This is a genomic window from Streptomyces sp. NPDC050439 (assembly GCF_040655335.1).
In the GTDB taxonomy this organism is placed as follows: domain Bacteria; phylum Actinomycetota; class Actinomycetes; order Streptomycetales; family Streptomycetaceae; genus Streptomyces.
In genome coordinates, this window is record NZ_JBFAJT010000005.1 from 592372 (window position 1) to 617060 (window position 24689).

General features: G+C 71.3%; 20 protein-coding genes. 2 read left to right on the forward strand and 18 right to left on the reverse strand.

Features of this window, described 5'->3' with window-relative positions; all coding sequences use genetic code 11:
- Window positions 1–34 precede the first annotated feature (34 nt).
- The 13 genes from AB0I66_RS23735 to AB0I66_RS23795 all read right to left on the reverse strand — a co-directional run bounded on the left by AB0I66_RS23735 (window position 35) and on the right by AB0I66_RS23795 (window position 19274).
- Window positions 35–2581 carry a sensor histidine kinase KdpD gene (locus tag AB0I66_RS23735; protein WP_363209919.1) on the reverse strand — a complete coding sequence of 849 codons (2547 nt, stop codon included), beginning with the start codon at window positions 2579–2581 and terminating at the stop codon, window positions 35–37.
- Between the two features lie 150 nt (window positions 2582–2731).
- Entirely contained in the window at window positions 2732–3412 is a 681-nt protein-coding gene (locus AB0I66_RS23740; RefSeq protein ID WP_363209920.1) for an ABC transporter ATP-binding protein, read from the reverse strand.
- Window positions 3413–3488: 76 nt separating this feature from the next.
- Window positions 3489–4715: an alginate lyase family protein gene (locus AB0I66_RS23745; protein ID WP_363209921.1), complete on the reverse strand. Its 1227-nt coding sequence runs from the start codon at window positions 4713–4715 to the stop codon at window positions 3489–3491.
- Window positions 4716–4814: 99 nt separating this feature from the next.
- Window positions 4815–5735 carry an ABC transporter ATP-binding protein gene (locus AB0I66_RS23750; protein ID WP_363209922.1) on the reverse strand — a complete coding sequence of 307 codons (921 nt, stop codon included), beginning with the start codon at window positions 5733–5735 and terminating at the stop codon, window positions 4815–4817.
- Window positions 5728–8244 carry a hypothetical protein gene (locus AB0I66_RS23755; protein ID WP_363209923.1) on the reverse strand — a complete coding sequence of 839 codons (2517 nt, stop codon included), beginning with the start codon at window positions 8242–8244 and terminating at the stop codon, window positions 5728–5730. The genes AB0I66_RS23750 and AB0I66_RS23755 overlap by 8 nt, the downstream gene beginning before the upstream one ends.
- Window positions 8245–9063: 819 nt before the next feature.
- Window positions 9064–12306, reverse strand: coding sequence for an FtsX-like permease family protein (locus AB0I66_RS23760; RefSeq protein ID WP_363209924.1), 3243 nt, complete (start codon window positions 12304–12306; stop codon window positions 9064–9066).
- Between the two features lie 144 nt (window positions 12307–12450).
- Complete coding sequence (locus AB0I66_RS23765; RefSeq protein WP_363209925.1) at window positions 12451–13131, reverse strand: potassium-transporting ATPase subunit C; 681 nt, start codon at window positions 13129–13131, stop codon at window positions 12451–12453.
- A 23-nt stretch (window positions 13132–13154) separates the two neighbouring features.
- Window positions 13155–15308: a potassium-transporting ATPase subunit KdpB gene (kdpB, locus tag AB0I66_RS23770; RefSeq protein WP_363209926.1), complete on the reverse strand. Its 2154-nt coding sequence runs from the start codon at window positions 15306–15308 to the stop codon at window positions 13155–13157.
- The gene (gene kdpA / locus AB0I66_RS23775) at window positions 15305–16969 is read right to left on the reverse strand and encodes a potassium-transporting ATPase subunit KdpA (protein ID WP_363209927.1); all 1665 of its coding nucleotides are present in this window, start codon (window positions 16967–16969) and stop codon (window positions 15305–15307) included. The genes kdpB and kdpA overlap by 4 nt, the downstream gene beginning before the upstream one ends.
- Before the next feature lie 8 nt (window positions 16970–16977).
- Window positions 16978–17067: a K(+)-transporting ATPase subunit F gene (gene kdpF, locus AB0I66_RS23780; RefSeq protein WP_033264828.1), complete on the reverse strand. Its 90-nt coding sequence runs from the start codon at window positions 17065–17067 to the stop codon at window positions 16978–16980.
- Window positions 17068–17381: 314 nt separating this feature from the next.
- On the reverse strand, window positions 17382–18155 hold the full coding sequence (locus tag AB0I66_RS23785; protein ID WP_363209928.1) for a DUF3710 domain-containing protein: 774 nt from the start codon (window positions 18153–18155) through the stop codon (window positions 17382–17384).
- Window position 18156: 1 nt separating this feature from the next.
- A complete protein-coding gene (dut, locus tag AB0I66_RS23790; protein WP_363209929.1) occupies window positions 18157–18693 on the reverse strand; it encodes a dUTP diphosphatase in 537 nt (178 codons plus the stop codon).
- Window positions 18690–19274, reverse strand: a complete 585-nt coding sequence (locus AB0I66_RS23795) for a PaaI family thioesterase (protein WP_363209930.1) — start codon at window positions 19272–19274, stop codon at window positions 18690–18692. Before AB0I66_RS23795 ends, dut begins: the two co-directional genes overlap by 4 nt.
- 58 nt (window positions 19275–19332) lie before the next feature.
- Between AB0I66_RS23795 and AB0I66_RS23800 the strand changes: the two genes are divergently transcribed.
- Window positions 19333–19779, forward strand: a complete 447-nt coding sequence (locus AB0I66_RS23800) for a DUF3093 domain-containing protein (protein WP_363209931.1) — start codon at window positions 19333–19335, stop codon at window positions 19777–19779.
- 22 nt (window positions 19780–19801) lie between these two features.
- On the opposite strand, the gene AB0I66_RS23805 is transcribed toward AB0I66_RS23800, so the two are convergent.
- The 4 genes from AB0I66_RS23805 to AB0I66_RS23820 form a co-directional block, all read right to left on the reverse strand.
- Complete coding sequence (locus tag AB0I66_RS23805; protein ID WP_363209932.1) at window positions 19802–20731, reverse strand: hypothetical protein; 930 nt, start codon at window positions 20729–20731, stop codon at window positions 19802–19804.
- Window positions 20732–20744: 13 nt separating this feature from the next.
- Window positions 20745–21041 carry a DUF4193 domain-containing protein gene (locus AB0I66_RS23810; RefSeq protein WP_055544889.1) on the reverse strand — a complete coding sequence of 99 codons (297 nt, stop codon included), beginning with the start codon at window positions 21039–21041 and terminating at the stop codon, window positions 20745–20747.
- A 393-nt stretch (window positions 21042–21434) separates the two neighbouring features.
- A complete protein-coding gene (locus tag AB0I66_RS23815) occupies window positions 21435–22667 on the reverse strand; it encodes a HAMP domain-containing sensor histidine kinase (RefSeq protein ID WP_363209933.1) in 1233 nt (410 codons plus the stop codon).
- A 6-nt stretch (window positions 22668–22673) separates the two neighbouring features.
- Window positions 22674–23327, reverse strand: a complete 654-nt coding sequence (locus AB0I66_RS23820) for a response regulator transcription factor (RefSeq protein ID WP_135331070.1) — start codon at window positions 23325–23327, stop codon at window positions 22674–22676.
- A 303-nt stretch (window positions 23328–23630) separates the two neighbouring features.
- Between AB0I66_RS23820 and AB0I66_RS23825 the strand changes: the two genes are divergently transcribed.
- Entirely contained in the window at window positions 23631–23804 is a 174-nt protein-coding gene (locus AB0I66_RS23825) for a hypothetical protein (RefSeq protein WP_351173867.1), read from the forward strand.
- An 86-nt stretch (window positions 23805–23890) separates the two neighbouring features.
- Here the strand turns inward: AB0I66_RS23825 and AB0I66_RS23830 are convergent, their stop codons facing one another.
- The gene (locus tag AB0I66_RS23830) at window positions 23891–24688 is read right to left on the reverse strand and encodes an inositol monophosphatase family protein (protein WP_363209934.1); all 798 of its coding nucleotides are present in this window, start codon (window positions 24686–24688) and stop codon (window positions 23891–23893) included.
- Window position 24689: the final 1 nt, after the last annotated feature.

The window sequence follows — 24689 nt, forward strand, 5'->3', positions numbered from 1 at the left end:
CTTTCGGACTTGTCGGTGGTGGCCGCCTCGGCGGTCATGAGACGGCCTGGGCGGAGAGGTCCGGCAGCGCAGGCGGTCCGCCCGCCGCCGCCCGCAGGGTGAGGACCATGGTGAGGCCGCCGCCGGGGGTGTCTTCGGCCTCCAGCGTGCCGCCCATGGACTCCACGAAGCCGCGGGCGACCGCGAGGCCCAGGCCCACGCCCGCGCCGCGCGGAGCGTCACCGTAGCGCTGGAAGGGCTCGAAGATGCGGTCCTTGGCGGCGTCGGGGACGCCGGGGCCGCGGTCCACGACCCGCAGTTCGACGCGGTCGCCGAGTGTGCTCGCGGAGACCAGGACCGGTTCGGCGGCGCGGCTGTACTTGACCGCGTTCTCCACGATGTTGGCGACCGCGCGCTCCAGGAGACCCTTGTCCACGGAGACCATGGGCAGCGTCTCGGGGATGTCGAGGTCCGCGCTGCCGTCGGGGACGCCGCCCAGCGCCATCGGGACGACCTCGTCGAGGTCGATCGCGCGGATCAGCGGCGTGACGGTGCCGGTCTGCAGGCGGGACATGTCCAGGAGGTTGCCGACCAGGTGGTCCAGGCGGTCGGCGCCGTCCTCGATGCCTTCGAGGAGCTCGGCCTGGTCCTCCTCGGACCAGGCCACGTCGTCGGAGCGCAGGGAGGTGACGGCGGCCTTGATGCCCGCGAGGGGCGTCCGCAGGTCATGGCTGACGGCGGCGAGCAGCGCGGTACGGATGCGGTTGCCCTCGGCGAGGGTGCGGGCCTGCTGTGCCTCGTCCCGCAGGCGCTGGCGGTCGAGGACCACGGCGGCCTGCGCGGCGAACGCGGCGAGCACCCTGCGGTCCTCGGCGGGCAGCACCCGGCCGGACAGGGCGAGCGCCATGTGGTCGCCGACCGGCATGTCCACGTCCGCGTCCTCGGGGCGCTCCAGCGTGCGGCCCTCGCCGACGCGGCCCGCGCAGGTCCAGGGGGCGACGTCGCTCGCGCGCTCCAGGAGGGCCACCGAGTCCATGCTGAAGGTCTCGCGCACGCGTTCGAGGAGGGCGTCCAGGCTCGTCTCGCCGCGCAGCACGCTGCCCGCGAGGAAGGAGAGTATCTCCGACTCCGCGCGCAGCCTCGCGGCCTGGTGGGTGCGGCGGGCGGCGAGGTCCACGACGGAGGCGACGGAGATCGCGACGCCCACGAAGACGACGATCGCGACGATGTTCTTGGAGTCGGAGATCGTCCACAGGTGCTGCGGCGGCGTGAAGTAGTAGTTCAGGAGCAGCGAACCGAACGCCGCCGAGGCCAGGGCCGGCAGCAGACCGCCGAGCAGCGCGGCGGCGACGGTGAGCGTCAGGAACAGCAGCATGTCGTTGGCGAGACCCAGGTCCGCGTCGACATGGGTGAGGAGCAGCGTCAGGAGCGCCGGGCCGCCCACGCCCACCAGCCAGCCCCAGATGCTCCGGGACCGGCCGAGCCGCGCCCCGCGCGCCACGGGCAGGCCGCGGCCCTTGGCGACCTCGTCGTGCGTGACGATGTGGACGTCCAGGTCGGGGCCCGATTCGCGGGCCACCGTCGCGCCGACGCCGGGTCCGAAGATGTACTGCCAGGTCTTGCGGCGCGAGGAGCCGAGGACGATCTGGGTGGCGTTGACGCCGCGGGCGAAGTCGAGCAGCGCGGCCGGTATGTCGTCGCCGATGACGTGGTGGAAGGTGCCGCCCAGGTCCTCCACCAGGGTGCGCTGGACCGCGAGCTCCTTGGGCGAGGCCGCGGTCAGGCCGTCGCTGCGGGCGATGTAGACGGCGAGGATCTCGCTGCCTGAGCCCTTGGCGGCCATCCGGGACGCGCGGCGGATCAGGGTGCGGCCCTCGGGGCCGCCGGTGAGCCCGACGGCTATGCGCTCGCGGGCCTGCCAGGTGGAGCGGATGTCGTGCTCGCCGCGGTACTGCTGGAGGTACTCGTCGACCCGGTCGGCGACCCAGAGGAGCGCGAGCTCGCGCAGGGCGGTGAGGTTGCCGGGCCGGAAGTAGTTGGAGAGGGCCGCGTCGACCCGGTCGGGCTTGTAGATGTTGCCGTGGGCCATGCGGCGGCGCAGCGCCTGTGGCGACATGTCGACGAGCTCGATCTGGTCCGCGCGCCGTACCACTTCGTCCGGCACGGTCTCGCGCTGGCGCACGCCGGTGATCGACTCGACGACGTCGCCGAGGGACTCCAGGTGCTGGATGTTCACGGTCGAGACGACGTCGATGCCCGCGGCGAGCAGCTCCTCGACGTCCTGCCAGCGCTTGGCGTTGCGGGAGCCGGGGACATTGGTGTGCGCCAGTTCGTCCACGAGGGCGACGGCGGGCGCACGCCGCAGGACGGCGTCGACGTCCATCTCGGTGAAGAGGGTGCCGCGGTGGTCGAGCTCCGTGCGGGGCACCTGTTCCAGGCCGTGCAGCATCACTTCGGTGCGCGGCCTGTCGTGGTGCTCCACGAAGGCCACCACGCAGTCGGTGCCGCGCTCGATGCGGCGGTGCGCCTCGGACAGCATCGCGTACGTCTTGCCGACGCCCGGTGCCGAACCGAGGTATATCCGAAGCTTGCCGCGTGCCATGGCCCCATTGTCTTCCCGAAACTGCTGTGTACGCAGCGTCGACCTTACGGCCAACATTTCCCGCAAAACGGACGAAGGCGCACCCGCGGGCGCACCTTGACACAACCCTGATGTGGCGGGCCACGGGCATCGATATGGCGGGGGCCGGGGTCAGCGCCCGACGATCTCGCCGTCGCGCAGTTCCAGGACCCGGTCGGCGAGGTCGAGCAGGGCCGCGTCGTGCGTGGCGACCAGGGCGGTGACGCCCTCCCCGCGGACGACGGCACGCAGCAGCTCCATCACGGCGAGCCCGGTCTCGGCGTCCAGCTGCCCGGTGGGCTCGTCGGCGATGAGCAGGGCGGGCTTGTTGGCGAGCGCGCGGGCGATCGCCACGCGCTGCTGCTGTCCTCCGGAGAGCTCGCCCGGCCGCTGCTCGGCGTGATCGGACAGACCGACGAGGGCGAGCAGCAGCGCGACGCGCTCCTCGCGCGCGTGGGGGTCGGTCTTTCGGAGCCGAAGGGGTACGCCGACGTTCTCGGCGGCGGTGAGGATCGAGATGAGCCCGAAGGACTGGAAGATGAAGCCGACGCGGTCGCGGCGCAGCTCCAGGAGGCCGTCCTCGCCGAGTCCCGCGAGTGCGAGCCCTTCTACGGTGATCTTGCCCGCGTCCGGGGTGTCGAGACCGCCGACGAGGTTGAGCAGGGTGGTCTTGCCGGACCCCGACCGCCCCTTCAGGGCGGCCAGTTCACCGCGCGGGACGGCGAAGGAGACGCCGCGCAGGGCGTGCACGGCGGACGCGCCGCCGCCGTACGTGCGGTGCAGGTCCTCGACGACGATCGCGTGCTCGGCCATGCCCACTCCCCCCGTGCGGCCCTGTGGGGCCGGGCGCCAGTATGGTCAGCGCGCGCCCGGCCCAACAAGGTCCGTATCAGCTCGGGTTGTCCGCGTGGGTCAGGGTCTCCCAGGCGACGAACAGGTTGTTGGAACCTGCCGGGCGGTTCTTCTCGGTGAGCTTCTGGGTGTTGCTCATGGCGTGGCCGAGGCGGTCGTGAAGCGCGTTGTAACCGACCTCGGTGACGGGTCCGAAGCCACGGTGGACCGTTCCGCCGCAGAGCGAGCTCGGCGGGGCCTCGCCCAGTTCGTACTTGGCGTGGAAGCCGAGACCCTGGCGCAGCCGCTCGCCGACGTCCGTCTTGTAGAGGTCGTCGCCCTGGATGCGGCTGGTCTCGGCGACATGGGAGATCGCGGAGAGCCCGTATCCGGTGTGGGTGAAGTCGCGGCACGTCTCCTGGGAGAGCCCGGTGGTGAAGGTGCCCTGCCCCTGCCAGTACTTGACGATCTTGGCGCGGGTGTCCAGGTTCTGGCTGGGCACGGTCTTGGGCAGCGCGCCGTCGGAGGCTAGGTAGATGTACGCGGCGGTGCGCGTGCGGAACTTCGCCATCGCCTTGTCGTAGGACCCCTTGTCCTCGATGAAGACGGAGATGCCGATGGCGGCCTCCATCATCGACAGCTCCCAGTTGCCGTTGGAGTTGGAGCCGTTGATGATCTCGGGCAGGTAGACGGTGCGCAACATCGTCGCGAAGCGGCCCGAGTTGCTCCAGCCGCCGGTGTACGTGTGCTTGATGATCTCGGCGGCCCTGGGCCAGGTCGATCCCGCCCAGCCGGTCTGCAGCGGGGCGTTGCTGTTGGTGTGATCCTTGATGGTGCCGGACCAGGCGTCCATCAGCTCGATGGACTTCTTGGCGTAGCGGTCGTCACGGGTGACGTACCAGGCGAGCGCCGTCGTGTACGCGGCGATCGCGTCCTCGCGCTCGTCGGTGCAGCCGTAGTTGGGGTTCGAGTAGGAGCCGCACTCGACGACCGCGCGGGGCTTCGGTGTGCGCGAGAGGGAGGCGTACTTGCTCCCCATCATCTGGTCGTAGGCGCCCTTCCAGGGCTGGGCGCCGGCGTTGACCTTCTCCCTGGTGAAGTCCAGCTGCCCGCGCGAGACGGTGACTCCGGGGTGCGCGAAAGTGCTGGGCGCGGCGTCGGCGCGCTCCGCGCCGGGCCAGGCCAGGAGGGCGGCGACCAGGGCGGTCACCACGGAGGCGAGGGTCGCGAGGACTGCCGTGCGGGGTCTGCGGTGGTGGCGCACGGGTGTGGGGGTGTCAGCCATGCGAAGAGCCATCCATTCTTGTATGTGAACGTCAAGTACCTTTCTGAACACGCGTGTTGGGCCGTGACCATAGGTACGGACCTGACGTCCGTCAAGGCTTCAGGCGGTGGGCGAGGTCGAATCCGGCCCTTCACCCCAGACTCCGATGTGGTCCGGCTCCTCTGTGAGCCGTACGCGACCGCCCAGCCCGTAGCGCTCCACGTAGTCGCGCGGCAGCTGCAATCGCCCCGCCCGGTCCAGAACCGTGAACTCCTCGCCTGCGCCGCCCCGTTCACGCAGCGTCTCCGTGGCCGTACGGCCGTCCCGGATGCGCACCGTGCGGCGGACCTGACCGGAGACGAGCGGATCGTGCGTGACCACCAGGACGGTCGCGCAGAGCTCCTCGTTCGCGCGCCGGAGGGCGGCGAACACCTCCTCGCCACTGGCCGTGTCCAGCTCTCCGGTGGGCTCGTCGGCGAGCAGCACCCGCGGGGCGTTGGCGGTGGCGACCGCCACGGCGACGCGCTGCTGCTCGCCGCCGGAGAGCTCGGCGGGCCGCCGCGCGCCGCAGTACGCGACTCCGAGCACGTCGAGCAGTTCGGCGGCCCGCGCCGCGCGCTCGCGACGGGGCACGCGCGCGTACCTCATCGGCAGTGCGACGTTCTCCAGGGCGGTGAGGTACGGCAGCAGATTGCGCCCGGTCTGCTGCCACACGAAGCCGACGGTGTTCCTGCGGTAGCCCAGGCGCTCGCGGCGCCCCATGGAGAGCAGATCGTGCCCGGCGACCCTGGCCCGGCCCGCGGTCGGCAGATCGAGCCCGGAGAGGATCGACAGGAGGGTGGACTTGCCCGATCCGGACGCGCCCACGAGCGCCACGCACTCCCCCTCACCGACCACCAGGTCCAGCCCCTGGAGGGCCTGTACCTCCACCTTCTCGGTGCGGTAGACGCGTACGAGGTTGTCGCAGACGACAAGCCCCTCGTCCTTGGCGGGACGGCGCGCGGCGTTCGCGCGGGCCTCCAGATCGGCGAGCTCAGTCATCGTTCCTCCCCAGTCGCAGCACTGCTCCGAGTCCCCTCCGCCGCCCCAGCCACGTCTCCACCCCCACCGCCACGGCCACCAGGGCGACGGTCCCGGCGGCAAGGACCGCGGTGAACAGGGCGTCGGTCCGCAAGGCGGGCGCGGTGGGCCCCCCGGTGAACACCCGCAGGTCGAGGGCGGGGCCGAGCAGTCCGGGCAGGGTCAGGCCGAGCGCGACGCCCCCGGCCACGGCCGCGAGCACCATGGGCAGCAGCTGGAGCAGATGCAGCCCGGCGGTGGCGCGGCCGCCGAGTCCCAGCGTGCGCAGCCGGGCGGCCGTGTCGCCGCGGGCGGGCGCGGACAGCAGGAGTTCGAGGACCAGGGCGAGCAGCGCGAGGAACACGGCCACGGCGGTGCAGGCGGTGTGCGCGGCGGTCATGGCCGCGATCAGACCGTCTTTCCCGGCCTCGGACTGCTCCTCGGCACGGATCCGCAGCTCTCCAATGGCGGCGCCGGGGGCGGTGCGCGGGACGACCGAGCGCAGCTCACCGGCGTCCAGATGCGGGCCGTACAGAAGCAGGGCGAACTCCTCGAACTCGCTCGCGGCGAAGCCCTTGAGGTCCCGGTTGTCGGCGAGCAGGAGATGGTCCCTCGCCTCGGTGGAGGAGCGTACGGGGCCCAGAGCGGGGTCGCGTCGCACGGCCTCGGGGAGGGGGCCCACGACGCGCAGGCGGCGCTCCTTGCCGTGCACCGTGATGGTCAGCAGGTCCCCCGCGTCGGCAGCGTCGGCGAGCACCCGGATGTCCCGCCCGGTGCCCTTGGCCCCGCTCCCGCTGAGACCGGCGTCCCGCAGCGCGCGAGCCGCCGCCGAACTCCCCGCGGCCGACCGCAGTTCCGTGCCGTCGACGCCCACCAGGCTCGCGATCCCGTACCGTCCGCCGTCCTCGGCGCTCATCGGATCGACCCGCAGCTGCCGCACCGACACCGTCTCCCGCACGCCACGCGCGCGTGCCAGGCGCTTCGCGGTGTCGGGGTCGCGTCCCGCTCCCAGGAAGGAGGCATCGGCGCCCACCCGCCAGGCGGCGGTGTCCCGGCGCCCCTCCGTGAGCGTCTGCGCGACCAGGCCGCCGAACACGGCGCCGGCCAGCGTCACCACCAGGACGAGCAGTGCGAGCGCCCGCGCGGGGGCCTCCTTCGCGGCGCCGCGGAGCGCGACGAGGGCCACGGTTCCGCGTCCACGGGCGGCCCGGCGGGCGACGAGGCGTACCGGCCACGGGTAGAGACGCACAAGGACCACGACGGTGGCGAGCCCGAGGAGTACGGGGACTGCGGCGAGCAGGGGGTCACCGCTCGCCCCGCCCGCCGTCCCGCGGGCCCGCAGCGCGAGGACGCCCGCGAGAGCGACGGCCACCACGCTCACCTCGGCGACGACGCGACGGCCGCCGCTCACCCCCTTGTCCCGCAGCAGGGCCCGGTCGCGGACCGCCCACCAGGTCAGCAGGGGCAGCACCAGCCACGCGCCCAGGGCGACGAGCAGCCCTCGCCCGTACGCCGCCGACGCCCCCGGCAGGACCGAGGCGGCCGCGCACCCGCCCACGAACCCCAGCAGCACGGCCGGTGCGGTCGCCGCTCCGCGCCCCAGGGCGATCCCCAGGGCCGACGCCCCACGCGCGCGTCGCAGCCGATGGGCGTCGAGGCGACGGCGTACGGAGAGCAGCGCGCCGACGACCACGGTGGCGAGGCCCACGGCCGTCACCGAGGCGAGCGCGAAGGAGATCACGACACTGCCCTGCCGCCACTGCTCCCGGAACTCCGCCAGGGCGTCCGGCAGTTCGGTGGCGGTCTCCGTCTCGGCCGCCGGGTGGGCGCCGAAGGCGCAGTACATGCCGCCGCCGACCATCCCGACCTGGCAGGTGACCTCCCGTACGGACTGCGGGTAGCGGAGCATGTGGCGCTCGAAGTCGCGCTGCCCCTGGTCGCCGACGTAGCGCGCGGCGTTCTCGCCGGGGTCCAGGCGCATGCCCCACATCACGGTGAGGTCGGCCTCTGCCTGGCTCTGCAGCACTTCGACGCCCTGGGGCGCGAGCAGGGCGCCCGCGTACCGCACCGCTCCGCCCCGCGGTTCCCGTCCCGGTCCCGCGAGCAGGGGGTGCTCGCGCCAGAGCCGCCGATCGCCTTCGGCGGCGTAGAACCCGACGACCCGTGCCGGGGCGTCCGCGATCTCCAACGCGCCGGGGCCGAGCCGCAGTTCCTGCCCGAGCCGCAGCTTCAGGGCGTCGCGGGTACGGGTGGAGACGGCGATCTCCACGACGCGTCCCCTCCCGGCGGGGGGCCGTCCGGCGGCGTACGCGGAGCGGGGCGGGGCATCGCTCGCATACACGAGGGACAGCGTGGTGCCGTCGGGGGTGCGTACGCCGGGCAGGGCGATGCGGGTGGAATCGCGCAGGAGTTCTCCGCGGAGGGCGGCGGGGGTGGCGTTCTCGACGACCTCCGAGAACCTCCTCAAGTCGGCGTCCAGGGTGCTTTCCACCCCGGGCCGCTCCTCCTCGGGCCCGAACCGCATCCGGTGGGTGATACCCGGGGCATCACGCTGCACCTGCTCAAGCCGATGCCCCAACGCCCGCCCCGAAGCCACGTCCAACAACCCGGGCCCACCGGCAGCAACACCGCAGAGCACGAAAACCAACAGGGCGAGCCCGCCCAACTCCCCCCACACCCAACCCCTACGCCGCATCAGCCCTCCCCGAACAAGCGCCCCCGCCCACCCACCCGATCACCCTGAACCACCACAGCTCCCCGCCAACAAGCAGCGAGCCACGCGGCCATACCCAACACCCGAAAACACCCGCCGGGGGCACCCCCAACCCCGATCCGCCCAACCAACAACACCCGCAAGGGGACGTTCCGCTCTGCCTGCCCGGAGCACGGCCCCCAGAACTTCGGCACCGAAGCAGGCCGACGGCCACGCGCCATCGACAGCACGCGCAAGGGGACGTGCCGATCTGTCCACTCGGAGCACGTCTCCCGGCAATCCGGCGCCGTAGCAGCCCGGCAGCCACCGGCCCCGTCCCACCGACGGAGGACACCGCAGCAGCCCACCCACCCGCAACCGACAACACGCGCAAGGCGGGCGCGCTGGTCTGCCCAGCCGGAGCGCAATCCACGTCAATCCGGCGCCGAAACAGCCCGGCAGCCACAAGGCCCCACCCCGCCAGCGCGACCCACCGCAGCAACGCTTCGAGGGGGCGTGTGGGCCTGTTCGGGCTCACGTCGGTGCGATTCCCTCCCACGCCACCGGCCCCGCCCCAGGCAGACCAACCCCGCCCCCACGGACCCCCCGCAGTCCCCCTCACCCGTCCTCCCCCGCCCGCAGCACCCGTCCCAGGTCCACCCGGCCGAGGACCCGGACCACCCCGCTCACCACCCCGCAGATCATCAGCGTCACGCCGGCCGCCACCGCCCATACCCTTGCCCACGGCACCTCCGTGAGCAGGGCCGGGAAGACCGGGGCACCGGTCGCGTCCACCGTCACCACCGGCGTGATCACTGCGGCGAGGCCCGCTCCGAGGAGGGTGCCGAGGAGTGCTGCCATGCCTGCCAGCGCCAACTGTTCCGTCCACAGGTATGCGGCGAGTTGGCCCCGTCGTACTCCCAGGGCCCGCAGCAGCGCGAACTCCCGTTCCCTGGACCGCGCCGCGAGCACCGTGTGCAGGGTGAAGGCGATGACGGCGAACGCCGGTGCGAGGGCGAGGCAGAGCCAGAGGCCGCCACGGGCTCCCCGCCGGAGCGGATCCTCGCCGAGGGCCACGCGCGCGTGCGGCACGTCCACGGCGGTCCCGAGCCGAGGCTCGTCCCGGACCGCCTCCCACGCAGCATCCGTGTCACCCCCGGCCCACCACGCGCTCTCCGCCCCCGGCAACGCCCCGCTCAGCGCCATCTGGGCCGCCATCGCACGCGAGTCGGCCAGGAGACGCGGCCGGTCACGCGCCTCACCCGGCACCGCCTTGATCCGTCCGACGATCTTCAGCCGGGCGCTGCCACCCGTACCGCGCCGCACGGTCACGACATCCCCGACCCGCACCGCCCCGGAGTCCAGCAGCACACGATCGGCGAGTGCGGGCGCCGCAGGGCGGCCCTTGGCGCTGTCCGTGCCGAGCCGGACGCTCCACGTCGGGTACTTGAGCCGCGTGTCGGGCCCTCGAAGCACCGCGTCGAGCAGTACTCCGGCCCCGGGCCTGTCGCCGCACAGCACGGGACCGGGCGCCTCCCCCACCGTCCCGCGCGGCCGCTCGGCCCCGGGGCACCCTGCCCCGTACCGGTCCGGCGCGTCCTCGCGCAGATCCCGCCAGTCGGCCTGCCGGGAAAGCCCCGGCACCCGGTCGATCCGCAGACGGTAGGTACGCCGTACCGTCTCGCCCGCCATGCTCAGGTCGATCTGCAGGATGCGCAGGGCACCGCTTCGTACCGGCACCTTCAAAGGAAGAGTTCGAGGGCCCTCTTCTTTAAGAAGGAGGGCACTTGAGTGGACGAGACCGTCTTCGTCCTCGAAGAAGACCGTCAGCCGCACCGGCACGGCCCGACCGGCCCCGTCGGCCGACAACCGCACCCGCAGCGGAAGTTCGCGCGCGGGACGGCCAGCGCCCACAGCGAGACCATGCGCCGGAATCCCCCTCCCCAGCGGCGCGACAAGCTCCCCCACCGGCCGCCCCGCGAGATCCCCCCGCAGCGAAGGCACCGGCCCCCGTCCGGTGTTGACGCCCGTCACGGCCACCGCGTCCTGCCCGATGTATCCCTCCGTCGTCACCACGGGAGTGACCGCGTCGACCCCGGGCAACGCGCCGTACGTCGCACGCCGCTCCCCGGCGGGCACACCCTCCCCCGGTTCGATGCGCAAATCGGCGCCCACCTGGAAAGCGGCCTGATCGTGGTCCCCCCGGTCGAGAATGGCGAGGGCGGTGCTGCTCAGGGCCGCGACGGCCAGGGCCAGCGTGACCACCAGGGCGGGCCCCGCGTGCCGTGCCGCGCGCCGCGCGATCTGCCACCCGCCGAGCGGCAGCACGAGGCCCTTGCCACGCCGGGCGAGCGGGTCGACGGCCCGCGTCAGGAAGGGCAGCAGGCGCAGCACGAGCAGGGCGGCCGCGGTGGTCATCACCACCGGCGCGAACACGAGCACCGGATCGACACCGTCACCGGTCACGGGAGAGCGGTACTGCCGCAGCTGCAGCCACCCCAGGACGGCCACCGCCCCAAGCACCACATCGGCCCCCACCCGCTGCACCCCCGCGAACCTCCCCACCCGCAGCCGAAGCCGCCTCACCGCCTGCCGGTCCCGCACCAACCGCAGCGTCGGCAGCAGCACCGCGCACCCGTGCACCACGACGGCGAAACCGGCGGCCACCCAGGCGGCACCGATCGCGGCGGCATCCGGCACCCCGCCGTGCAGCACCCCCGCCCCTTCGAGGAGCCGCAGCAGCGGACCCGCGAGGAAGGGCGCGGCCACCCCCACCGGCAGGGCCACCACCGCCCACTGCACCCCGGTCGACACCACGAGCCGCCGCGTCCCGGCACCCCGCGCGGCCAGCAACGCCAGCTCCGGCCGCCGGTGCTCGGCGAGTTGCCGCCCGGTGAGCACCAGGGCCGCGACCGCGAGGGCGGCAAGCAGCGTGGCGGGCACGTAGAGCCCCGCGCGGGCCACGGCGATGGGCGTGGTGAGCCGGTCGAGCGCCCTGCGCAACCCTGCCGAGACCGTCAGTTCCGCCGCGCGGTTCGAGCCCCGCAGCACCGAGAGCGAGGCATCGCTGCCACCGAAGCGCCGGGCCCGCTCGGCCAGCGGCCCGATGTCGCCGAGCCGCAGCCCCCGCGCGTCGGGCACGCCGAGCCACACCGCGCCCGCGTCCTTCGCGAGCCCGGGCCGCGCCGTGAACGCGCCGCGGGGCACGAGCGCGAGGGAGTCGGGCGTCCCGAACGTACTGCTGAGCCCCGCCCAGACCGCGGGCGCGCGCCCCTCGGTCCCGTAGAGCCCGACGACCCGCATCCGCACCAGGCGCCCCCCGGCGCCGCGCACGTGCACCGAGTCGCCCGTACGGACCGCGAGTTCGGCGGCGAACGTCCTGGTCAGCACGGTCTCCACAGGTGCGTCGGCCGAGCCTCCGGCGCCCGCGCGCGGCCACCGGCCCGCCACGAGAGCGGCGTGCGACCTCGCCCCTTCGAGCGCGATCACGGACACGGTGGCGTCCTCGCGGCGCCGGCCCCCGGCCTCGGTCACGGAGAGCTCGTCGTTGCGCGCCGCCGGTGCCCGCAGCGCGAGCCGGGTCCGATGGGGCACCTCGCCGTAGGTGCGGCCGACCGCGGCGCGCACGTCCGCGTCCAGGCGCCGCACGCTGCCCGCGTCGTAGCGCCCCGCGACCTCGACGGCGGCTTCCCGGTCCGCGGCGAGACGCTGCCGCACCCCGCCCTCGACGGCCTTCTCGGTCAGCGCGGCAAGGGCGGCGAGCACCGTGGCCGCCAGCAGGACGGCAAGCCCGGCCGCCCCGAGCACCATCCCGTGGTACCGGCCGCTCCGCACCACGGCGGGCACGCGCCGTCCGCTCACCAGACCGGTCTCCCCCCGCGTGACCGGCACAGTATGGACGTACGCGATTGTGGCCCGCAATGCTCCGGTCACCGGGATCTCCGGGACCGAACCACCGCGAGCCACAAGGGAGTTGAGTAGTATGAGGCTCCTCTTCTACGGAGATCAGCCCCTCTCGCCGACCAGCTCCTTCAGCGCCACATTGAGCTGGAGGACATTGACGCGGGGCTCGCCCATGAAGCCGAGGATCCGCCCGTCGGAGTGCTCGTCGACCAGCTTCTCGACCGTGCGTACGGGAAGACCGTTCCTCTCGGCCACCCGGTGGGCCTGGAGTTCCGCGTACTCCGGGGAGATGTGAGGGTCGAGGCCTGAACCGGACGAGGTGACGGCCTCGGCCGGCACGTCCGACGGCCGCACCCTGAAGCCGGCCGTGGAATTGTCCTTGACCACGGCCGCCTTGGCCGCCTTGACGTTCGCGATCAGGTCCTTGTTGTCACCGGCCAGGTTCGTCGCACCCGACAGGATCAGGTCGTACCGGGTGTTCACCCCCGCGTCCTGGTTGGAGCCGAGACCGTTGGACGGCCGGGGCTGGAACCACTTCAGGTCGGGCGCGGCGGTCTCCTGGCCCTCCTTCAGCGGCAAGTCGTACCGCTGCCCGATGAGTTCGGAGCCGACGACCTCGCCCCCACTCCTGATCTCGGAGCCGTTGGCCTTGTCGTGGAACAGGCCCTGGGCGATTCCGGTGACGGCGAGCGGATAGATGACACCGCAGATCACGGTCAGCACGAGCAGGGCACGCAGACCCGCGCCCAGCAGCCGTGCCGTACTTCCGACGGAGTTGTTCATGACGATAAGCACGCTTTCAGGAACTACAGCCCGGGAATGAGGGAGATGACCATGTCGATGATCTTGATGCCGATGAACGGGGCGACGAGACCGCCGACTCCGTAGACGCCGAGATTGCGCCGCAGCATCCTGTCCGCGCTCATCGGCCGGTACCGCACGCCCTTCAGGGCCAGCGGCACCAGGGCGACGATGATCAGCGCGTTGAAGACGACGGCCGACAAGATGGCCGTCTCCGGAGAGGACAGGTTCATGATGTTGAGCTTGTCGAGACCGGGGTACACCACGGCGAACATGGCGGGGATGATCGCGAAGTACTTCGCGACGTCGTTGGCGATCGAGAAGGTCGTCAACGCGCCCCTGGTGATCAGGAGTTGCTTGCCGATCTCGACGATCTCGATGAGCTTGGTGGGGTTGGAGTCCAGGTCCACCATGTTCCCGGCCTCCTTGGCGGCCGAGGTTCCGGTGTTCATGGCCACGCCCACGTCCGCCTGGGCCAGCGCGGGCGCGTCGTTGGTGCCGTCACCGGTCATCGCGACGAGCTTGCCGCCCGCCTGTTCCCGCTTGATCAGCGCCATCTTGTCCTCGGGCGTGGCCTCGGCGAGGAAGTCGTCCACGCCCGCCTCGTCCGCGATGGCCTTGGCGGTCAGCGGATTGTCACCGGTGATCATGACCGTCTTGATGCCCATGCGCCGCAGCTCGTCGAACCGCTCCCGCATGCCTTCCTTGACGACGTCCTTCAGGTGGATGACGCCGAGGACACGGGCCCCCTTCTCGTCCTCGGCGGCGACCAGGAGGGGCGTGCCACCGGCCTGCGAGATCGTGTCGGTCAGGGCCTGGGCGTCCTCGGAGACCGTGCCGCCGTTGCGCGTGACCCAGGCGACGACCGAACCGGCCGCCCCCTTGCGGACCTTGCGTCCGGCGCCGCCCTCGACGAGGTCGACGCCCGACATCCGCGTCTGCGCGGTGAAGGCGACCCACTCGGCCCCTTCCAGCTCCCCTTGGTGCCGCTCGCGAAGCCCATACCTCTCCTTCGCCAGTACGACGACGGAGCGCCCTTCGGGTGTCTCGTCGGCCAGCGACGACAGCTGGGCGGCATCCGCGAGCTCGGCCTCGGTCGTCCCGCGCACCGGCACGAACTCGGCGGCCCGCCGGTTGCCCAGCGTGATGGTGCCGGTCTTGTCGAGCAGCAGCGTCGAGACGTCACCGGCGGCCTCGACCGCCCGTCCGGACATGGCGAGGACGTTGCGCTGGACGAGCCGGTCCATGCCCGCGATGCCGATGGCGGACAGCAGCGCGCCGATGGTCGTGGGGATCAGGCAGACCAGGAGCGCGGCAAGCACGATCATGGACTGCTCGGCACCGGCGTACACGGCGAACGGCTGGAGCGTGACGACCGCGAGCAGGAAGACGATGGTGAGGGACGCGAGAAGGATGTTGAGGGCGATCTCGTTGGGTGTCTTCTGCCGGGCCGCGCCCTCGACCAGATTGATCATGCGGTCGATGAAGGTCTCGCCGGGCTTCGTCGTGATCTTGACGACGATCCGGTCGGAGAGGACCTTCGTGCCGCCGGTGACGGCGGACCTGTCGCCGCCCGACTCCCGGATGACCGGGGCCGATTCGCCGGTGATCGCCGACTCGTCGACGCTCGCGACCCCGTCGACGACGTCGCCGTCACCGGGGATCACGTCGCCCGCCTCGCAGACGACCAGGTCGCCGATGCGCAGCGCGGTGCCGGGCACCTGCTCCTCGGCCGTGCCGTTCAGACGGCGCGCGACCGTGTCGGTCTTGGCCTTGCGCAGCGTGTCCGCCTGCGCCTTGCCGCGGCCCTCGGCCACCGCCTCCGCCAGGTTGGCGAAGATCGTGGTCAGCCAGAGCCAGACCGCGATCGCCCAGCCGAACCAGTCCCCCGGGTCCTTGACCGCGAGGACGGTGGTCATCACCGAGCCGACGAGCACCACGAACATGACGGGCGACTTGACCATCACCCGCGGATCGAGTTTCCGCACGGCGTCCGGGAAGGACTTCAGAAGCTGCTTGGGGTCGAACAGACCCCCGCCGACCCGGCCGCCGTCCTGATGGCCCTCACGGCCGCCGGGCACGTCCTGGTGCGGCGCGCGGGTGGGAGTAACGGTGGACATGGAGCCGGGCTCCTCTGCCTTCTTGGTGTAGGTGGTCATGACGCGAGCCCTTCGGCCAGCGGCCCCAGGGCGAGCGCCGGGAAGTACGTCAGGCCGGTGATGATCATGATGCTGCCGACCAGCAGCCCGGTGAACAGCGGCTTCTCGGTGCGCAGAGTGCCCGCGGTCGCCGGGATCGGCTTCTGCTCGGCCAGCGAACCCGCGAGCGCGAGCACGAACACCATCGGCAGGAAACGGCCGAGCAGCATCGCGAGACCGATCGTGGTGTTGAACCAGTTGGTGTCGGCGCTCAGTCCGGCGAACGCCGAGCCGTTGTTGTTGGCGCCCGACGTGTAGGCGTAAAGGATCTCCGAGAAGCCGTGCGCCCCGGAGTTGAGCATCGAGTCCTTGGGCGTGGGCAGCGCCATCGACACCGCCGTGAAGCCGAGCACCAGGGCCGGGGTGACGAGGATGTAGCAGGCCGCCAGCTTGATCTCGCGGGTGCCGATCTTCTTGCCCAGGTACTCCGGCGTACGGCCCACCATGAGCCCGGCGATGAACACCGCGATGATCGCCATGATCAGCATGCCGTACAGACCCGAACCCGTGCCGCCGGGTGCGATCTCCCCCAACTGCATGCCGAGGAGATCGAGTCCGCCGCCGAAGCCGGTGTTGGAGGAGTGGAAGGAGTTGACCGCGCCCGTCGAGGTCAGCGTCGTGGCGACCGAGAAGATCGCCGAACCGGCGATCCCGAACCGCGTCTCCTTGCCCTCCATCGCCCCGCCCGCGATGTCGAGCGCGGGAGCCCCGTGGTGGAACTCCGTCCACATCATCAGCGCGGTGAACCCGACCCAGACGGTCACCATCGTGGCGAGGATCGCGTACCCCTGCCTGAGGGAACCGACCATCCGCCCGAAGGTCCTCGTGATCGCGAAGGGGATCACCAGGATCAGGAAGACCTCGAAGAGGTTGGAGAATCCGTTCGGATTCTCGAAGGGGTGGGCGGAGTTGGCGTTGAAGTAGCCGCCTCCGTTGGTGCCCAGCTCCTTGATGACCTCCTGCGAGGCCACCGCTCCGCCGTTCCACTGCTGGCTGCCGCCCATGAACTGGCCGACCCCGTGGATGCCGGAGAAGTTCTGTATCGCGCCACAGGCGACGAGGACGAGCGCGCCGATCACCGATATCGGGATCAGGATGCGTACGACACCGCGCACCAGGTCGGCCCAGAAGTTCCCCAGCTCACCCGTGCGGGAGCGGGCGAAGCCGCGTACCAGGGCCACCGCGACGGCGATGCCGACGGCGGCGGACACGAAGTTCTGCACCGCGAGGCCGCCGGTCTGCACGACGTGGCCCATGGCCTGTTCGCCGTAGTACGACTGCCAGTTGGTGTTCGCCACGAAGGACGCGGCGGTGTTGAAGGCCTGGTCGGGATCGATCGACTTGAAGCCGAGCGATCCGGGCAGCGAGCCCTGGAGCCGCTGCAGGAGGTACAGGAACAGCACGCTCACGGCGGAGAAGGCGAGGACCCCGCGCAGATAGGCGGGCCAGCGCATCTCGGCGTTCGGGTTGGCGCCGATGCCCTTGTAGATCCACTTCTCCACGCGCAGATGCTTGTCGGAGGAGTAGACCCGGGCCATGTGGTCACCGAGTGGACGGTATGCCAGGGCGAGCGCCACGATCAGCGCCAGGAACTGGAGCACACCAGCTGGAACAGGGCTCATGGCCGTACTCAGAACCTCTCCGGGAACACAAGAGCGAGTACGAGATAGCCCAGCAGGGCGACGGCCACGACGAGACCGACGATGTTCTCGGCAGTCACAGCTTCGCCACCCCCTTGGCGATGAGCGCCACCAGCGCGAAGACCGCGAGCGTGGTGACGACGAAGGCCACGTCGGCCATCGTGTGCTCCTAGATGAGAGAGATGAGATGCGATTGATCCGGCGCCTTGAGCAAACCTCCTCCCTGGCCGGAAATGACCGCCGTTGACGGCTCCCTTACGTCCGTCGGCTCTCCGTTGACGACTCTCTTACGGATGCTTACGCCCCACCGCTCCCACCTGCGAAAACGCCGATGGGCCGCACTCCCGTCAGGGAATGCGGCCCATCGGCCTGTACTGCTCGTTCAGATGGAGCGCTAGCGCACCTCGGTGATCTCGGGGCCCCGCTGTAGCTGGCCCATGCCACCGGAGAAGCGCGAGCCCTCCTGCTGCTCCTGCTGGACCGTGCCCTCGGCGACCATCTGGGCGTCGTCCGGCAGCTTCAGGACGATCGGGTCACGAGGCGCCATCGGCCCCTCACCGCGCACGATGACGGTGTCCCGGAAGATCTGCTCCAGGAGACCCGCGGCCTGCGGCTGCACCGCGCCCTGGCCGGAGATGACCCCGCGCAGGAACCACCGCGGACCGTCGACACCGATGAAGCGCACGACCTGCACGCCGCCCGTGCCGTCCGGCAGCTGCACCGGCACCTGCGCGCGCAGCTCCCAGCCGAGGGGACCCTCGACCTCGTCGATGACCCCGCCCTGCTGGGTGATGCCCGAGGCGATCTCCTCGCGGACCTCGCCCCAGATGCCCTGCTTCTTGGGGGCGGCGAAGCCCTGCAGCTGGATGGCGCTGTCCTGGAGCACGACGGTCGCGGCGACGATCGCGTCTCCCGCGACCTCCACCCGCAGCTCCATGCCCTCGACACCCGGTACGAAGAGGCCACCGAGGTCCACACGGCCCTCGCCGGGCTCCCGGACCTCGGAGACGTCCCAGGGGCCGTCGGGGCGGGGCTCGGGCTCGAGCCTCACGCGCGACGGCGCCGCGGCCGTGTCGTCGCTGTCAGAACCGTCAGGGCCCTCGACGACCTGCTCGGCCTCGCCCGCCGCGTCCTCGGCGGCACTGTCCTTCTTGCGACGTCCGAACACGTCACTGTCCTTCCCGGTCAGATACGACCGATGCGTATCGATTCCCACCCGTTGTGTCACCCGAGCCGGCGCCCACGGCGGCATGGCCGCCGGTGGACCCGAAGCCCCCCTCGGCCCGCGCCGAGTCGGGAAGCTCCGCCACCTCGCGGAAGCGCACCTTCTCGACCTGCTGGACGACCAGTTGGGCAATCCGGTCGAAGCGCTCGAACCGCACGCGCTCGCGCGGGTCGAGATTCACCACGATCACCTTGATCTCTCCACGGTACCCGGCATCCACCGTCCCCGGGGCATTCACCAGGGCGACACCGCAGCGGGCCGCGAGCCCGGAACGCGGGTGCACGAAGGCCGCGTACCCCTCCGGCAGCGCGACAGACACCCCGGTGGGCAATACCGCCCGCTCGCCCGGGGCGAGTTCGCACGCCTCGGTGGTCCGCAGATCCGCTCCGGCGTCGCCGGGCTGCGCGTACGACGGCAGCGGTACATCGGAGTCGACGCGACGGATCAGCACGTCGAGCTCCGGACGGGGTGCGGGGGTCACGGGTTCACCTCGAAGGCACGTGCGCGGCGGATCTGGTCCGGGTCGTCCATGGCGGCCCGGATCTCCTCCGGGCGGCCGTTGTCGATGAAGTGGTCGACCTTGACCTCGATGAAGAGGGCCTCGGCGCGGACGGCCACGGGCCCCTCGGGGCCGCCGATCCGTCCGGTGGCCCGGGAGTAGATCTTCCGTCCGGAGACGGCGGTCACCTCGGCCTCGAGGAAGAGCACGGTGCCCAGCGGCACGGGCCGCACGAAGTCGGTCTCGAGCCGGCCGGTCACGGCGATCACGCGCAGCAGCCAGTTCAGCGAGCCGAGCGTCTCGTCGAGCGCCGTGGCGAGCACCCCGCCGTGGGCGAGGCCCGGAGCGCCCTGATGGGCCTCGCGGACGGTGAACTCGGCGGTGACGCCCACGCCTTCACCGGCACGCGTCGCGAGGTGCAGCCCGTGGGCCTGCCCTTCGCCGCAGCCGAAGCAGTGCTCGTAGTGGGCTCCGATGAGCTCGCCGGGGGCGGGCGCGTCGGGGTGGCGGACGGGCGCTATTGCGTCGGCCGGGGGCGTCAGAGCTGCTGAAGTACCACTCACGACCGCAGACCTTACCCGCGAGTCCGGTCACACAGCTCATCGTGCCAAGCTTGCTCACATGCAGCCTTACGAAGAACGCCTGACGGCGCCCCGTTCCTGGTGGCTTGTCTCGCTCCTGGTCGGTGTCGCGACGGCGCTGATCATGCTCCCCTTCGGCACCCTGCCGCTGCTCGGCGGCCTGGTCGCCGGTACGGCGGTCGCCGCGGTCGTCACCAGTTCGTACGGCTCTCCCCGGATCCGCGTGGTGGCGGGTTCGCTCGTCGCGGGCGACGCGAAGATCCCGGTCTCCGCACTGGGTGAGCCCGAGGTGCTCGACGCGGAGGGGGCGCGCGCCTGGCGCGGCCCGAAGGCCGACCCGCGCGCCTTCATGCTGCTGCGCGCCTACATCCCCACGGCGCTGCGCGTGGAGATCACGGACCCGCAGGACCCGACTCCGTACGTGTACGTGTCGACGCGGCATCCCGAGGCGCTCGCGGCGGCGCTCACGGCGGTACGAGCCTCGTAGGCCCGATGCGGGGCGGGCGGCGTCAGGCGCCCAGCTCCTCGGGCGGGCTGCCGGGACGTGACGGGTCAAGGGGCTGCGCGGGCTGCTCAAGGGGCGGCAGCTCGATGAGGGCGCCCCAGGGCACCTGCGACCTCCGCAGGTCCGCACGGACCCGCTCAGCGAGTTTCTTGGTGTCCCGGCGGTTCATCACCGCCCCGACCGCGGCGCCGACCATGAAGGGCATCAGGTTCGGGAGGTTCCGCACCATGCGTTTCATGATCTGCTGGCGCAGCTCGCGCTTCATCTGGCCGCCGAGCGCCGCGTTGATCGACGCGGGTTTGGCCACGTCGATGCCGCGCTCCTCGGTCCACGACGTGAGGTAGGCGGTGCTGCGCTCCTTGAGGTTGCCGGGGGGACGGCGGCCGTAGACCTCGTGGAGTTCGGCGATCAGCTTCAGCTCGATCGCCGCGACGCCGGTGATCTCGGCGGCCAGCTCCGCGGGCATCGCGGGCGGCACGGGCATCATCACCGCGACGCCGATCCCGGCCCCGACCGTCGAGGTCGCGTTGGCGGCGCCGGCAATGAGCTTGTCCGCGAGCTGATCGGGGTCGAGACCCGGGAACTGCTTGCGGAGGGCGGAAAGGTCGCGGACCGGGATCCGCGGGGCGTTCTCGATGATCCGGTCGGCGAGATAGCCGATGCCGGCCTTGGCGCCGCGTCCGCTCGCGCGTACGCCCGCCATGACTCCGTTCGTGACGGCGGCAACGCGTCCCTTGGATCCTTGGATCCCGGACGCCTTGTCGGCCGCCGTCTCGTCGTGCGCCACCTCCAGGGCGTTCGCCGGTCCGAGCGAGGCTGTTCCTGTGGGGGAAGAGCCCCGCTCGTCGTCACGCACGCCGTCGGGGACGGCGCTTTCTTGGTCCGCTCCGCGCTTACGGAAGCGGCGCTTCCTCGGCGGGGTCGAGCCTGTCACGGCCGACCCTGCCCTAGTCGCAGTCGCGGCAGATCGGCTGGCCGTTCTTCTCCCTGGCCAGCTGGCTGCGGTGGTGCACCAGGAAGCAGCTCATGCAGGTGAACTCGTCCTGCTGCTTCGGGAGCACCCGAACGGCGAGCTCCTCGTTCGACAGGTCCGCGCCGGGCAGCTCAAGGCCCTCTGCGGCCTCGAACTCGTCGACGTCCACTGCCGAAGTCGACTTGTCGTTCCGCCGCGCCTTGAGTTCCTCGATGCTGTCCTCGTTGACGTCATCGTCGGTCTTGCGTGGGGTGTCGTAGTCCGTTGCCATGTCGCTCTCCCCCTCTGGGTGTCTGCGGTGTCTCAGCGCACGTAACGCGTGAGAGGCCGGACTTGTGCCCGACCTGAGGCGGAGATTTTGCCTCACATCAAGGTCTGTTACTCAATCGACACCCAACCGCACCCCTGAAGAGGTGATCGGTTTGGATGGCGATCGGGACCGTACACGGTCCGAATGTCGCACTTCACAGGCGCCACCCCGTGTACTTCCCGTGATCAAGACCCCTGAAAACCCGGATTTTCCCGGCTTTCCAACGACTTTCACGATCACGGAGAGTAGATGGCCGAAAATTCGCCCCTGTGATCGATCGCACAGGAAATCTCTGAGAACAGGTCCCGAAAATTCCGCGCAAAGCGAACATGGCGGCGCGTCTGCGGCAGCATCTCAGAGAGGAAGGGTGACTCGCATCACGAGCCCTCCCCCCTCGCGCGGCTCCGCGATGATACGGCCCCCGTGGGCCCGTGCCACCGACCGGGCGATCGACAGGCCGAGTCCCACGCCCTTGTCGCTGCCCGTGCGCTCGGTCCTGAGCCGCCGGAACGGCTCGAAGAGGTTGTCGATCTCGTACGCGGGCACCACGGGACCCGTGTTCGACACCACGAGGACCGCCTGGCCGTGCTGGGCCTCCGTGGTGACCTCGACCCAGCCCTCGTCCGGCACGTTGTACCTGACGGCGTTCTGGACGAGGTTCAGGGCGATCCGCTCCAGGAGGACGCCGTTGCCCTGCACGACGGCCGGGCCGCGCTCCCCGCGGATCTCCACGCCCTTCGCGTCCGCCTCGGCCCGCACCTGGTCGACGGCGCGGTCGGCGACCTCGGCGAGGTCGACCGGCTTGCGCTCCACGATCTGGTTGTCGCTGCGGGCGAGCAGCAGCAGACCCTCCACGAGCTGCTCGCTGCGTTCGTTGGTCGCGAGGAGCGTCTTGCCGAGCTGCTGGAGCTCGGCGGGCGCCCCCGGGTCGGAGAGGTGCACCTCGAGGAGCGTGCGGTTGATCGCCAGCGGGGTGCGCAGTTCGTGCGACGCGTTGCCGACGAACCGCTGCTGGGCCGTGAAGGCGCGCTCCAGGCGGTCCAGCATCTCGTCGAAGGTGTCCGAGAGCTCCTTCAACTCGTCGTCCGGTCCGTCCAGTTCGATGCGCCGCGACAGGTCCGTGCCGGCCACCCTGCGCGCGGTGCGCGTGATGCGGCCCAGCGGCGAAAGGACGCGTCCCGCCATCGCGTAACCGAAGGCGAAGGCGATCACCGCGAGCCCGAGCAGGGCGAGCAGCGAGCGGCTCAGGAGGTTGTCCAGGGCGTGCTGGCGCTGTTCGTTGACGCACGCGTTCATGGCGTTGTTGAGCTCACCGGCCGACGGCGAGCTCGGGAAGTTGCAGCTGTCGCTGGCCACCTGACCGGAGACGATCTTGAACGGCAGGTCGGCGCCCACGTTCAGTGCCTGCGCGGCCAGCAGGTAGATGATCGAGAGCAGCAGGATGCCGGCGATCAGGAACATGCCGCCGTACAGCAGCGTGAGCCGTATGCGGATCGTGGGACGCAGCCACGGAAAGGGTGGTTCGGCCTTCCTGGGGTCCCAGGTGGGTTTCGGAGGCGCTGCTGGCGGCGCCGGGGTCGCGGCCACCGGGGATCAGATCCGGTAGCCGGAGCCGGGCACCGTCACGATGACGGCGGGCTCGCCGAGCTTTCGCCGCAGGGTCATGACGGTCACCCGGACCACGTTCGTGAACGGGTCGGTGTTCTCGTCCCAGGCCTTCTCCAGGAGCTGCTCGGCGGAGACGACGGCTCCCTCGCTGCGCAGCAGCACTTCGAGGACGGCGAACTCCTTGGGGGCGAGCTGGATCTCCTTGCCGTCGCGGAAGATCTCCCGGCGGTTCGGGTCGAGCTTGATCCCGGCGCGCTCCAGGACGGGCGGCAGCGGCACGCTCGTACGCCGGCCGAGGGCACGCACGCGTGCCGTGAGCTCGCTGAACGCGAAGGGCTTGGGGAGATAGTCGTCGGCGCCGATCTCCAGGCCCTCGACGCGGTCGCTGACGTCGCCGGACGCGGTGAGCATCAGGACGCGGGTCGGCATGCCGAGCTCGACGATCTTGCGGCAGACGTCGTCGCCGTGCACGAGCGGGAGGTCCCGGTCGAGCACCACGACGTCGTAGTCGTTGACCCCGATGCGTTCCAGGGCGGCCGCTCCGTCGTACACGACGTCGACGGCCATGGCCTCCCGGCGCAGTCCGGTGGCCACCGCATCGGCGAGCAGTTGCTCGTCCTCGACGACGAGTACGCGCACGGCGCTGTCCTTCCTCTGTGCCCCTGCGGGCAGGTCTGTTCGTGGGGTGTGGCCTCCATCCTGCCCCTTTCGGCCATAAACCGGCTGTAAGGCGGTGTCCTGGCCGGGGAATGCGGGATTTTCTCCGAGGGTTGAGGTTTCCGTGAGAGGGAGCGAGGGGAGGACGACCTCACACCCGCGATCACGCTTTGTATGTGGCGCGCCACGAACCGCTTCCTCCAGGGCGGCTTGAGACGTGATCGCCCCTTCTTGAGGGCACACCCCCGTGCCATCGACCCACGACCCAGCCGAGGGGGCGCAACCATGGACGCTTTTACCGCAGGACTGCTGCAGCGCATAAAGGCCACGGAATCCGACCTCACGAAGGCCCGTGAGACGGGCGACGACTTCCTTGCCGAGGTCGAGCAGGCCGAGCTCGAAGATCTCCACCGCCTGGCCGCCGAGCACGGGGTGGAGGTCGGCGTGCTGCACGCCTGATCCATCGCAGGCAGAAGGGCCCCGGCATCCGTGGACGAGATGCCGGGGCCCTTCCGCGTGCTCTGGGCGGGTGATCCGCCCGGTGGTCAGTCGTGCCAGGCGCCGAGCTCCTCCAGGCGGCCCTGCAGGTCCTCGAAGAGGCCGGGCGGGGCCGCGATGGTCAGCTCGCCCGTGGGGGGCTCTCCGGGGCGTCCACCGGTCAGGGCGCCCGCTTCCCGCGCGACGAGGTCACCGGCCGCGAAGTCCCAGGGGTTGAGGCCGCGCTCGTAGTACGCGTCCAGGCGGCCGAGCGCGACGTCGCAGAGGTCGATGGCCGCCGAGCCGCCCCGGCGGATGTCACGGACCAGCGGGATCAGCTGCCGGGCCACCTCTGCCTGCCGGGCGCGGCGCTCGGCGACGTAACCGAACCCGGTGCCGACGAGGGCCTGTTCGAACGGGGGCGCGGGGCGGGTGCGCGCGGGCTTGTCGTTGACGAAGGCGCCCTCCCCGAGGACGGCCCGGTAGGTCTCCCCGCGCATCGGGGCGTGCACCACGCCGACCAGCGTCTCGCCGTCCTTGCGGGCCGCGATGGACACCGACCAATCCGGGCGCCCGTACAGGTAGTTGACGGTGCCGTCGATCGGGTCGATCACCCACTGGACGCCGCTGCTGCCCTCGGAGCTCGCGCCCTCCTCGCCCAGCACGCCGTCGGCGGGCCTGCGCTCGGCGAAGAAATCGGTGATCAGCTTCTCGGATGCGATGTCCATCTCGGTGACGACATCGACGGCGCTGGTCTTGGTGGCGGCCACGCCCAGGTCGTCCGGGCGTCCGTCGCGCAGGAAGGCGCCCGCGCGGTGGGCGGCCTCCAGGGCGACGCCGAGGAGTTCTGCCTTGAGATCGGTCACG

What these genes read in the sequence shown, in the direction of transcription:
- AB0I66_RS23745 (WP_363209921.1), bottom strand. Translation starts at nt 4,715, where the DNA reads ATGGCTGACACCCCCACACCCGTGCGCCACCACCGCAGACCCCGCACG.
- AB0I66_RS23800 (WP_363209931.1), top strand. Translation starts at nt 19,333, where the DNA reads ATGCAGCCTTACGAAGAACGCCTGACGGCGCCCCGTTCCTGGTGGCTT.
- AB0I66_RS23750 (WP_363209922.1), bottom strand. Translation starts at nt 5,735, where the DNA reads ATGACTGAGCTCGCCGATCTGGAGGCCCGCGCGAACGCCGCGCGCCGT.
- AB0I66_RS23740 (WP_363209920.1), bottom strand. Translation starts at nt 3,412, where the DNA reads ATGGCCGAGCACGCGATCGTCGTCGAGGACCTGCACCGCACGTACGGC.
- AB0I66_RS23810 (WP_055544889.1), bottom strand. Translation starts at nt 21,041, where the DNA reads ATGGCAACGGACTACGACACCCCACGCAAGACCGACGATGACGTCAAC.
- kdpA (WP_363209927.1), bottom strand. Translation starts at nt 16,969, where the DNA reads ATGAGCCCTGTTCCAGCTGGTGTGCTCCAGTTCCTGGCGCTGATCGTG.
- AB0I66_RS23765 (WP_363209925.1), bottom strand. Translation starts at nt 13,131, where the DNA reads ATGAACAACTCCGTCGGAAGTACGGCACGGCTGCTGGGCGCGGGTCTG.
- AB0I66_RS23825 (WP_351173867.1), top strand. Translation starts at nt 23,631, where the DNA reads ATGGACGCTTTTACCGCAGGACTGCTGCAGCGCATAAAGGCCACGGAA.
- AB0I66_RS23735 (WP_363209919.1), bottom strand. Translation starts at nt 2,581, where the DNA reads ATGGCACGCGGCAAGCTTCGGATATACCTCGGTTCGGCACCGGGCGTC.
- kdpB (WP_363209926.1), bottom strand. Translation starts at nt 15,308, where the DNA reads ATGACCACCTACACCAAGAAGGCAGAGGAGCCCGGCTCCATGTCCACC.